The sequence below is a fragment of the Nocardia sp. bgisy134 genome, from assembly GCF_057708325.1.
On sequence record NZ_JBYIRW010000024.1, the window covers coordinates 67,801 to 79,424 of the forward strand.

The 11,624-nt window shown below is 71.1% G+C and carries 8 protein-coding genes; 1 reads left to right on the forward strand and 7 read right to left on the reverse strand.

The features are described 5' to 3' along the window. Positions 1 to 256: 256 nt before the first annotated feature. The 7 genes from AC3ERS_RS32115 to AC3ERS_RS32145 form a co-directional block, all read right to left on the reverse strand. A complete protein-coding gene (locus tag AC3ERS_RS32115) occupies positions 257 to 1,585 on the reverse strand; it encodes an MFS transporter (RefSeq protein WP_431971890.1) in 1,329 nt (442 codons plus the stop codon). A gap of 276 nt (positions 1,586 to 1,861) precedes the next feature. Further along, positions 1,862 to 2,647, reverse strand: a complete 786-nt coding sequence (locus AC3ERS_RS32120; RefSeq protein WP_431971946.1) for a 3-oxoacyl-ACP reductase — start codon at positions 2,645 to 2,647, stop codon at positions 1,862 to 1,864. A 16-nt stretch (positions 2,648 to 2,663) separates the two neighbouring features. Then, positions 2,664 to 4,025 carry an aldehyde dehydrogenase family protein gene (locus AC3ERS_RS32125; protein WP_431971891.1) on the reverse strand — a complete coding sequence of 454 codons (1,362 nt, stop codon included), beginning with the start codon at positions 4,023 to 4,025 and terminating at the stop codon, positions 2,664 to 2,666. Between the two features lie 14 nt (positions 4,026 to 4,039). Further along, positions 4,040 to 4,789 (reverse strand): gamma-glutamyl-gamma-aminobutyrate hydrolase family protein, encoded by a 750-nt coding sequence (locus AC3ERS_RS32130; protein WP_431971892.1) that lies wholly within the window; start codon positions 4,787 to 4,789, stop codon positions 4,040 to 4,042. Next, complete coding sequence (locus tag AC3ERS_RS32135; protein WP_431971893.1) at positions 4,770 to 6,134, reverse strand: glutamine synthetase family protein; 1,365 nt, start codon at positions 6,132 to 6,134, stop codon at positions 4,770 to 4,772. Before AC3ERS_RS32135 ends, AC3ERS_RS32130 begins: the two co-directional genes overlap by 20 nt. Positions 6,135 to 6,226: 92 nt before the next feature. Next, complete coding sequence (locus tag AC3ERS_RS32140) at positions 6,227 to 7,717, reverse strand: bifunctional phosphatase PAP2/diacylglycerol kinase family protein (RefSeq protein ID WP_431971894.1); 1,491 nt, start codon at positions 7,715 to 7,717, stop codon at positions 6,227 to 6,229. 24 nt (positions 7,718 to 7,741) lie between these two features. Further along, positions 7,742 to 8,647, reverse strand: coding sequence for an NADP-dependent oxidoreductase (locus AC3ERS_RS32145; protein WP_431971947.1), 906 nt, complete (start codon positions 8,645 to 8,647; stop codon positions 7,742 to 7,744). 253 nt (positions 8,648 to 8,900) lie between these two features. On the opposite strand from AC3ERS_RS32145, the gene AC3ERS_RS32150 reads away from it, so the two are divergent. Then, complete coding sequence (locus AC3ERS_RS32150; RefSeq protein ID WP_431971895.1) at positions 8,901 to 11,621, forward strand: discoidin domain-containing protein; 2,721 nt, start codon at positions 8,901 to 8,903, stop codon at positions 11,619 to 11,621. Positions 11,622 to 11,624 lie beyond the last annotated feature (3 nt).

The window sequence follows — 11,624 nt, forward strand, 5'->3', positions numbered from 1 at the left end:
TTCGACCGACCTGTTCCGGAACACCTGGATGATGCGCTAGATGGTCCTGGAAGTCGGAATGCCGGAACTGATAGACCACACCGGCGGTGCGCAGCAGGCCGAGCCGGTGGGCATGCTGGCTACCTCGATTCTGCGGCGAGTGAACCGGCGGGTCGTCCCAGCCTGCCGCAGCTACAGGTGCCGGGCTGCGACAGCGCTGAATACGCGCCACCGCGTGGCGGGGCCTTTCCTCGGAGCTGTGATTCTGCGGACAGGATCAGGTCGCGGGCTGCACCACCGCGGGCAGCGGTTCGCGGTCGGCGTCCGGGACCGCGGTTCCGCGCAGCGACGTGCCCGCGGTCTCGCGCAGGAAGACCCAGGCGACCAGGCCGATCAGCGACGCGGCGACCATGTACGCCGCGGGGAAGAGCACCCAGCCGGTCGATTCGATCGCGGCCTCGTTCACCAGCGGCGCGGTGCCGCCGAAGGCCGCGGTCGAAACGTTGTAGGCGAAGGCGAAACCGGCGTAGCGCACGTGCGTCGGGAAGATCGCGGGGAAGGTCGAGCTGATGGTGGACAGCTGCGGCACGTACAGCAGGCCGAGCACGATGAACCCGACGATCGCCCACGCCGTGCCCTGCCCCATCAGCCAGTACATGGGCAGCGCGAACACCGCGAGGCCGATCAGCGAGAACAACCACATCGGCCGCCTGCCGACTCGATCGGAGAGCCTGCCGAAGAACGGCAGCACCAGCATCATCACCAGCTGACCGGTCAGCATCATCGCGGTGGTGGCCGACTCCGACATCCCGATGGTTTTCTGCAGGTAGGTCGGCTGGTAGGTGAGCAGCGTGTAGTTGACCACGTTGAGGGCGATCACCAGCCCGCCGAGGGTGAGGATCTCGCGCCGGTAGCCGGTCAGCAGCCCGCGCAGCCCGGTCGGCGGGTGCGGGTTCTCGGCGACCTCCTGGAAGACCGGCGATTCGTCGAGCTTGGCGCGCAAGTACCAGCCGGTCAGGCCGAGCGGGACGGCGAGCAGGAACGGGACGCGCCAACCCCAGTCGTGCATGGCGTCGGATCCGAGCGCGAGCTGGCAGGCGAGCACCACGGCCGAACCGCCGACGAACCCGGCCATCGTGCCGAATTCCAGGAAGCTGCCGAAGAACCCGCGCCGCCGATCGGTCGAACACTCCGCCAAATACGTTGCCGCGCCGCCGTATTCGCCGCCGGTAGAGAAGCCCTGCAACACCCGCAACGCGATCAGCAGCACCGGGGCGAGCACGCCGGCCGAGGTGTGCGTCGGCAACAGGCCGATCGCGCCGGTCGCCACCGACATGAGCAGAATCGTGGTGGCCAGCACCGCTTTTCGGCCGATCCGGTCGCCGAGCGGACCCCACACCATGCCGCCGAGCGGGCGTAGCACGAACGCGATGGCGAAGCCGAGCATGGTGCCGAGCGTCCCGAGTTCGCCGGGAAAGAACGCGTCGGTGAGATAGGTGGCCGTCGCCGCGTACACGCCGTAGTCGAACCACTCGGTGGCGTTGCCCATGGCCGACGCGGCCACCGAGCGCCTCAGTCGCGTCGGATCCTGTCCGCGATCGGTCATGACCGTCTCCTCACCGACCCGTCCCCTCGGGCCTCGATTCGTCCGTCCGGCCCACCTCGAAAAACGGGGGCCGGGCACGGAACAAACCGATACCCAGGTTTCACGCGGACCAAACGGCGGCGCACCCGCGCCACCGTTCGGCGAATACCCGGCCACCTGCACCACAACCGGTGAATGTGATTGTCGTCACACAGGCGACGAGGAGGCTCGATCGAAGCGGACACGGCCGAGCGCCCCGGACCGGCTCGATGACCCCGTCCGGGCGGCCGTGAAGCCCTAGATCGGCGTGACGTAGGCCCCCGAAATGCCGCCGTCGACCAGGAACTGCGAGGCGGTGATGAAGGAGGCGTCATCGCTCGCGAGGAAGGCGACCGCGGCCGCGATCTCCTCCGGCTGCGCGAAGCGGCCGAGCGGAATGTGCACCAGGCGGCGCGCGGCCCGCTCCGGGTCCTTGGCGAAAAGCTCCTGCAGCAGTGGCGTGTTCACCGGGCCAGGACACAGCGCGTTCACGCGGATGCCCTGCCTGGCGAACTGAACGCCGAGCTCCCGGCTCATGGACAGCACGCCGCCCTTGGACGCGGTGTAGGAGATCTGCGAGGTGGCCGCGCCGAGCACCGCCACGAAAGAGGCGGTGTTGATGATCGAGCCCTTGCCGCGCACCAGCATGTGCTCGATGGCGTACTTGCTGCACAGGTACACCGAGGTCAGGTTCACCTCCTGCACGCGGCGCCAGGCGTCGATGCCGGTGGTCAGGATGGAATCGTCTTCCGGCGGGGAGATTCCCGCGTTGTTGAAGGCGATGTCCAGCCCGCCGTAGGCCGCGACCGCGGCCTCGAACAGGTCCCTGACCTGAGCCTCGTCGGTGACGTCCACCTTCACGAACAGGCCGTCCACCTCCGCCGCGGCCGCCTCGCCCGCGGCGGCGTCGATGTCGGCCACGACCACCTTGGCACCCTCCGCCGCGAAGCGGCGCACCGTGGCCAGCCCGATCCCGCTGCCGCCGCCGGTGACGACGGCTACTCGATCCTGTAAGCGCTGCAACGCATCTCCTTCTCGGTGGATCACTGGGTTCGATGGATCACTGGGTGGCGATGAAGACGTTCTTGGTCTCGGTGAAGGCGAGCGCGGCGTCCGGGCCGAGCTCGCGGCCGAGGCCGGACTGTTTGAATCCGCCGAACGGAGTCCAGTACCGCACCGAGGAATGCGAGTTCACCGACAGGTTGCCGGCCTCGACGCCCCGGGAGACGCGCAGCGCCCTGCCGAGGTCGTTGGTCCAGAGGGAACCGGACAGGCCGTATTCGGTGTCGTTGGCGAGGCGCACCGCGTCGGCCTCGTCGTCGAACGGGAGCACCGCGACCACCGGACCGAACACCTCCTCGGTGAGCACCCGATCGGCAGGCCCGGTGGGCAGCACGACCGTCGGCGGGTACCAGAACCCGGGGCCTTCCGGGCGGTGGCCGGTGAAGGCCACCTTCGTCGACGGCTCCACGAATCCGGCGACCCGCTCGCGGTGCGCTGCCGAGATGAGCGGGCCCATCTCGGTGTCCTCCGCCCCGGGGTCGCCCACCCGCACCCCGCGCACCGCCGGCTCGAACAGTTCGAGAAATCGATCGAACACGCTGCGCTGCACCAGGATTCGCGAGCGTGCGCAGCAGTCCTGGCCGGCGTTGTCGAACACGCCGTACGGCGCGGTGGCCGCCGCCCGCTCCAGATCGGCGTCGGCGAACACGATGTTCGCGCTCTTGCCGCCCAGTTCCAGGGTCACCCGCTTCACCTGCTCGGCGCAGCCCGCCATGATCTGCTTGCCGACCTCCGTCGACCCGGTGAACACCACCTTGCGCACCGCGGGATGGGTGACGAACCGCTGCCCCACCACCGAACCCTTGCCCGGCAGCACCTGGAACACGCCCTCGGGCAATCCCGCCTCCCTGGCGAGCTCGCCGAGCCGCAGCGCGGTCAGCGGCGTCAGCTCGGCGGGTTTGAGCACCACCGTGTTCCCCGCGGCGAGCGCAGGCGCGAAACCCCAGGCCGCGATGGGCATCGGGAAGTTCCACGGCACGATGACGCCGACCACGCCGAGCGGTTCGTGAAACGTGACGTCGAGGCCGCCCGCCACCGGAATCTGCTTGCCGGACAGGCGCTCCGGCATACCCGCGGCGAAATGCAGGACGTCGCGGACGTTTCCGGCCTCCCAGCGAGCGTTGCCGATGGTGTGCCCGGCGTTGTCGACCTCCAGCCGCGCCAGCCGCTCCAGATCCGCGTCGACCGCCTCGGCGAAGCGGCGCAGCAGCCGGGCACGGTCGCCGGGCGCGACCTCCCGCCAGTGCGCCGCCGCGCGCTGCGCGCGCTCGATGGCGGCGTCGGTTCCCGCCGCGTCCGTCGGTTCGACCGTCGCCACGACCCGCTCGGTCGCGGGATTCACCACCTGGGTTACCGCCATGTCGTCCGCTCCTCTCACCCGACTCGTGTCCGCCGGTAGGCCGCGGCCGCGACCACCAGTGCCCGCATCAGACGATCATCGGCCGGATCGGCCTCGGGATGCCACTGCACGCCGATCAGGAATGGCCCGCCGGGGAATTCCGCCGCCTCGATCGACCCATCGCGCGAGCGCGCGCTGATCACGAGTCCGGGCGCGAGCGCGTCGATCGCCTGGTGGTGATGGCAGTGCGCCCGCAGCTCCGGCCCGGCCAGGTCCGCCACCAGCGTGCCCGGCTCGGTCAGCACCTTGGTGACGCCGAACGAGCCGCTGCCGCCCGAGTGCTCCTCGTGACCGACCACATCGGGCAGGTGCTGGATCAGCGTGCCACCCAGCGCCACATTCACCAGTTGCAGTCCGCGGCACACCGCGAGAATCGGCACACCGGCCGCGCGGGCCAGGCCGAAAAGGCCGAACTCCGACTCGTCCCGGTCGAGCCGCGTGTAGCCGAGTGCGGCGTCACCGAGCCGCGCGCCGTAGCGGGCCGGGTCCACGTCCGCGCCGCCGGTGAGGACAAGCCCGTCCAGCCGCTCCATCAGTTCCGGCCGCGCGGCGCCCGTGGGCGGCAGCAGCACCGGGATGCCGCCCGCGCGGTCGACCATGTCGACGTAGTCGTGTTGCAGCACCGCGCTTCGCGTGTCCCAGGTTCCGAATCGGGCTTGCTCCACGTAGGTCGGCAGGCCGATGACGGGGCGCGGGGCGCCGGGGTCAGAGTCGTTCGAATCCACGGGTTCGCTCCCAATCGGTGACGACGGCGTCGAAGGCGTCCAGCTCCACCTGCGCCGCGTTCCGATAGTGTTCCACCACCTCCGCGCCGAAGGCGGTGCGGGCCACGGCGCTCTCGCCGAACAGCTGAGCGGCTTCCCGCAGTGTCTTGGGCACCCGAGGGCGCTGCGAGCGGTAGGCGTTGCCGTGGAACTCCGGCTCCAGCGGCAACCGCCGCTCGATGCCGTGCAGCCCGGCGGCGAGCGAAGCCGCCACGGCGAGGTAGGGATTCACGTCGCCGCCCGGGACTCGGTTCTCCACCCGCAGCGAAGGGCCCTCGCCGACCAACCGCAGCGCGCAGGTGCGGTTGTCCCGGCCCCAGGCCAGCGCGGTCGGCGCGAAGCTGCCCGAGACGAAACGCTTGTAGGAGTTGATGTTCGGCGCCAGCAGGTAGGTGAACTCGCGCAGGCAGTCCAGTTGCCCCGCCACGAAGTGCCGCATCAGCGCGGAGGTGCCGTCCTTGCCGTCGCCCGCGAAGACCGGCTCGCCTTCCTCGTCACGCAGGCTCAGGTGGATGTGGCACGAGTTGCCTTCGCGCTCGTTGTATTTCGCCATGAAGGTGATACTGCGATCCTCCTGGGCGGCGATCTCCTTGGCGCCGGTCTTGTAGATGCTGTGGTTGTCGCAGGTGACCATGGCCTCGTCGTAGCGGAAGGCGATCTCGTGCTGGCCGGGATTGCATTCGCCCTTGGCCGACTCGACGTACATTCCCGCCCCGGCCATCTCGTTGCGGATCCGCCGCAGGAGCGGTTCGACCCTCGACGTGCCGAGCATCGAGTAGTCGACGTTGTACTGGTTGGCAGGCCGCAGGTCGCGATATCCCCGGTCCCACGCGGATTCGTAGCTGTCGTCGAAGACCAGGAACTCGAGCTCGGTGCCGACGTAGGCGCGCAACCCGTGCTCGGCCAGCCGGTCCAGCTGCTTGCGCAAGACCTGGCGCGGCGAGGCCGCCACCGGCGCACCCGCCGGATGCACCTGCTCGACGTCGCAGAGCACGAGCGCGGTGCCGGGCAACCACGGCGTCAGCCGCAGCGTGCTGAGGTCGGGGCGCAGCACGAAGTCGCCGTAACCGGTGTCCCAGGACGACATGGCGTACCCGTCGACGGTCGTCATCTCGACGTCGACCGCGAGCAGGTAGTTGCACGCCTCGGTCGCGTGGTCGAGCACCTCGTCGACGAAATATCGTGCCGCGCAGCGCTTTCCCTGCAATCGTCCCTGCATGTCGGTCATCGCGACCAGCACCGTGTCGAGTTCCCCCGTCTCGACCCGCTCCCGCAACTCCGCCAGCCCCAGCATCCCCGTTCGCATCCCACGGCCCCTCTCGGCGTCGACCCGTGATCACGCTAGAACAAAAACCGACCGCGCGTGCGGGGACACGCAAACCGGCGACGCGGCGGCGCCTACGCTTCCGGCGGACGGAACAGGGCCAGGGCGGACGGGCGGCTGGCGAAGACGAAATCGGTTCCGCGAAGATCGACTTCGCCGTCGGTGGCCAGCGATACCGAGTTCTCGGCGACGTGCACCGCGAGCGCGGGGACCTCTCTGCGCACGTAGGTGGCGGAGCTGCCGAGAGTGCCGGTCAGCGCGGCCCAGATCAGGCGGGTACGGGAGAAGCGAACGTCGGCGCGCAGGTAGCGGACGTCGAGGGTGCCTCGGTGCAGTTCGGGCCGCGACATCGGGACCTGATCGGCGGGGTCGTAGCGGCCGTTGCCGACGAACAACATCCAGATGGCCGTCGGAACCCGGTCGATGACGGTGTGCAGCGGCTGCGCGCCGAGCAGGACCCGGATCATCGCGACGGCCGCCGCGGGCCATTTGCCCACCCGCGGCTCCCACCGCTCGCGCAGCCGCACGAAGTCGGGGTAGCCGCCGAGGCTCGCGGTGTTGACGAAGATCCGCGAACCGCCGTCGTCGAACCGCACCTCCGCCGCGTCGACCCGGACGACCGTGCCGTGCTCGAGCGCGGCGAGGGTCGGCTCGGCCGCGTCGACGCCCGCGTCCCTGGCGAAGTGGTTGAGGGTGCCGTCGGCGAAGACCGCCAGCGGCACACCGCGCCGGACCGCCACCTCGGCCACCGAGGAGACCGTTCCGTCGCCGCCGGAGACGCCGAGCGCGCTGACGTCGGCGCGGTCGAGCCGCACGTCCAGTTGCGCCGCCAGATCGCGTTCCGGATCGATCTGCACGATCTGCGCCGCGGGCAGCCCGTCGCGCAGCTGCGCCGACGCCAGTTCGCCGTTGCCGCTGCCCGCCAGTGGATTGGTCACCAGCAGCAGTCCGCGCCCGTGTGGCGCCGGCTCTACCTGCTCGGCGCGGCCGAGCAACGCGGGTTCGTCGGCGCGCGCCGCCCACCACCGATGCGTGACCAGCGCGACCGCCGAGCCGAGCAGCGCGCCCGCTACCACGTCCGATGGCCAGTGCACACCGATGTGGACCCGCGAATAGCCGACCGCGAGGGCGACGGGCACGATCGCGGCGGCCGCTGCCGGACTCTCCAGCGCGACACCGGTCGCGAAGGCGGCCGCCGAGGCGGCGTGGCCGGACGGAAACGACGACGAGACCGGCGGCCGGACCAGACGGCGAACGAACGGCACCGACTCGTCGGGCGGCCTGCGGCGCGGGAACACCGGCTTGGCGATGCCGTTGGCGATCCCGCTGGCCAAACTCACCGCGAGCAGACCGCGCGCGCCCGCCCGCCGCAGCGGCCGGTTACCGAGCAGGATCAGGCCCGCGCCGATGCCGATCCAGAGCCGACTGTGATTGGCGCTCGTGCTCAGGCTGCGCAGCAGCCGGTCGGCGCGCGTCGGCCGCACCCGCGCGCTCCGGCCGATCAGCCAGACGTCGAGATCGCTGGCCAGTCCGGGCGGCGGCTTGCGGATCCGAGGCGGTCGCATCGCTCCAGCCTAGTGACGGCCCCGTCACTCGACGGTCAAGACGACCTTGCCCGGTCCGCGGCCGTGCTCCATCTCCCGCTGCGCCGCGGCCGCCTCGGCCAGCGAAAAGACGCGCGCCGGGCCGGGGAGACGGACTTCGCCGCGCGCGACACGCTCGGCGATCGCACCGAGCAGGGTGGCCGAACGCGGTCCCGGACCGGCCGAGAACACGATGCCGAGTTCGGCCGCCGCACCATCGGCGATGGTGACGATGCGATCGGTGCCGCCGCGCAGTTCGATCGCGGCGGGCAGCACGCCGTACCCCGCGGCATCGAACACGGCGTCGACACCGTCGGGAGCCAGTGCGCGCACCCGTTCGACCAGTCCGTCGCCGTACGGGGTCGGGATCGCGCCGAGCGCGCGCACCAGATCCTGGTTGGCGGGCGCGGCCGTGCCGATGACGGTGGCGCCCTCGGCGCGGGCCAGCTGCACCGCCATCGAGCCGACCGCACCCGACGCACCGTTGACCAGCAGGGTCTCGCCCGCCCGCGGCCGCAGCAAGTCGAGCACCTTCGCCGCCGTGCTCACCGCGACCGGGAGCGCGGCGGCATCCGCCCAGGCCAGGTCCGCAGGCTTGGGCGCGACCTCGGCGCTCAGCGCGTACTCGGCATAGCCGCCGCTCGTCCAGCCGATCACCTCGTCGCCGACCGCGACGCCGGTCGCGTCCGGTCCGAGCGCGTCCACCACGCCCGCCACCTCGGCGCCGGGGAACTGCGGAAAGCTCGGCTCACCGAAAACCAATGCGCCCGAACGGATCTTCCAGTCGGCGGGATTGACCCCCGCGACGCGCACCGCGATTCGCACCTGTGCGCCGGTCGGCTCCGGCAGGGCGATGTCCACCAGCCGCAGTACGTCGGGTTCGCCGAACTCGTAGAACGCGATGGCACGCATCCGGCCTGCCTCTCCCGGCCCGATCCGGCCGTGGTCGATGGAGACGAACAACAGCCGACAGGATATGCCCGCACCGAACCAGGCCTGGTAGGCCGCGATTCGCGGCACGGGCGTGTCGATCGGCGGTAACGGGGAAACCCTCCTGGTACGAGCTTCATCGCGAAACCTGGGCCGAGATCGGTTCGGCCGTCCACGAGTTGTCCGAGTGAATCGACCGTGCGCGCGGGCGCCGCCGCGTACGACGGGAGGTGCGATGTCTTTCTCGGCCCGGCCTTTCCGGCCGATCCTGCTCGCGATCGCCGTGGGCACGGTGCTGGCGCTGGTGGCGGCGGTGGCGCTGGTGGCCGGGCACGACGAGGCCGCAGCGGGACGCGATGAGGCGTGCCCAGGCATCGGCGTCGAGACCGCCGGATGGACACCGACGAACACCGACGTGGACGCCCCGATCGACGGTCATCCCTTCGTCGGCAACGGCTATCTCGGGCTGCGGGTGCCGCCGCGCGGGACGGGTTACGCCGGGACCGACGAGCCCACCGGCTGGCCGCTGTACACCCCGGCCTACGACGGCGCGTTCGTCGCCGGTCTGTACGGGCACACCCCCGGCGTGGCCGACGACCGCGAGGTGGCGGCGGCCATCCCGAACTGGTCGGGTCTGCTGGTCGGGGTCGGCGACGAGACCTACTCTCCCGCGACGCCCGCCGCGCGGATCACGAACTTCGCGCAGACCCTGCACCTGCGCTGCGGGCTGGTGCGCACCGAGGCGACCTGGACGACGGCCGACGGCCGGGCCACCGACCTGGTGTACGACGTGGTCGCCGCCCGGCCCGATCAGCATGTCGGCGCGGTGCGGCTGCGCCTGACGCCGCGCTGGTCCGGCGAGCTGGTGCTCACCGATCTGCTCGACGGAGCAGGTGCCCGACGGGTCGTACCGACGGGCGCGGGGCCGCGCGGCGACGCCGCTGTCGGCGTCGGATTCCGCACGGCGGGAACCGAATTCGCCGGTTCGATGGTGTCCGTTATGGACGCCGGGCCCGATGCGGCGATCGCGCCGTCACCGCCGCGCGACGACCTGAGCGCGAGCCAGCAGGCGCGAATCACGGTGCGGGACGGCCAGTCCTACACGGCCGCCAAATTCGTCGGCGTCGACACCGCGCGCACCGGAGCCGATCCCGCCGCTTCCGCCCTGGCCGCCGCGCGGCGGGCAGCGGACGGGGGCTGGGCCGCGCTGCTGGCGGAGACCACCGCGACGTGGGCGGGACTGTGGCGCGGCGACGTCGAGATCCCCGGCGAACCCGATGTGCAATCCTGGGCGCGCGGCGCGCTGTATTCGCTGTACTCGGCGAGCAATCCGGCACAGGACAACAGTCTTTCGCCGGTCGGGCTCAGCAGCGACAACTACGCGGGCGCGGTGTTCTGGGACGCCGACATCTGGATGTTCCCCGCTCTCCTGTATTTCGCGCCGGAGCTGGCGAGATCCGTTGTGGAGTACCGGTACAAGACGCTGCCCGCGGCGAAGGACAACGCCCGGCGACTCGGTTTCCCCGGCGCGTTCTACCCCTGGACCAGCGCGACGGACGGCGATCTCGACGAATGCCACAGCTGGGATCCGCCGCACTGCCTCGATCAGATCCACCTCCAGGGCGACGTGTCGCTGGCGGCCTGGCAGTACTACCTCGCCACCGGCGACACGGCATATCTGCGCGAACGGAGCTGGCCGATCATGAGCGCCGTCGCCGCATTCTGGGCCGCACGGGTGACACCGAATCCGGACGGCAGCTTCTCGCTGCGCGATGTCTCGGGCCCCGACGAGTACAGCAACGGCGTCGACGACAGCGTCTACACCAACGCGGTCGCGGCGCGCGCCCTGCGCAACGCGGTGCACGCGGCGGAGATTCTCGGCGCGCCGCACCCCGCGGAGTGGACCGCCGTCGCCGACGGTCTCCGCATGCCCTTCGACGCGGCGCACGGTGTGTTCGCCCAATTCGACGGCTACGCGGGCACTCCCATCAAGCAGGCCGACACCGTGCTGCTCATCTACCCGCTGGAATGGCCGATGCCGACCGACGTCGCGGCACGGGTGCTCGAATACTATTCCGCGCGAACCGATCCCGACGGTCCGGCGATGACCGATTCCGTGCACGCCATCGACGCGGCGGAGATCGGCGCGCCGGGCTGCGCGAGTCACACGTTCCTGGACCGCGCCGCCCGTCCCTTCGTGCGGCCGCCGTTCGCGCAGTTCGCCGAGGCGCGCGGCGCGAAGGCGGGCGCCCGCGATCCGCTGGCGGGCGCACCAGCGTTCACTTTCACCACCGCGGCGGGCGGCTTCCTGCAATCGCTCACCAACGGACTGCTCGGACTGCGGCTGCGCGGCGACGCCGTCGAGGTGAACCCGACGCTGCCACCGCAGTTCGAACGCGGCGTGACGCTGCGCGGCATGCACTGGCAGGGACGCACTTTCGATGCGGTGATCGGCGCGGAGCGCACGACGGTGACGGTGACCGGCGGCGATCCGATGCCGCTGCGGACGCCGAGTGGGACGCGCACCGCCACGCCCGGCGATCCCCTGACGGTCGAGACCCGCCGCCCTGACCGCGCCCCCACCGACAACCTCGCCCGTTGCCGTCCGATCACCGGCTCGTCCACCGAGCGGGGCCGCTATCCGAACGCCGCGGTCGACGGCGACACCGCCACCGGGTGGGCGCCCGACGGCGCGCACGCCAGCCTCACGGTGGATCTGGGCGACTCGGCCCGGGTCGAGCGGGTGTTGCCCCGCTTCGGCGAATTCGCGCCCGCGGCAGCGTCTGTCGCGGTGTCCGAGGACGGGCACGCGTGGTCCGCCGTCGCCGCCGACCCCTCGACCGGGGCGCTCCCAGAATCGGTCGCCGCGCGATTCGTCCGGCTGGAGGTGACCGGCGCGGATCCGGCCGCGCCGCCGAATGTCCGGGAGCTGGAGATTTCCGGCTCTCGCGACTGATCG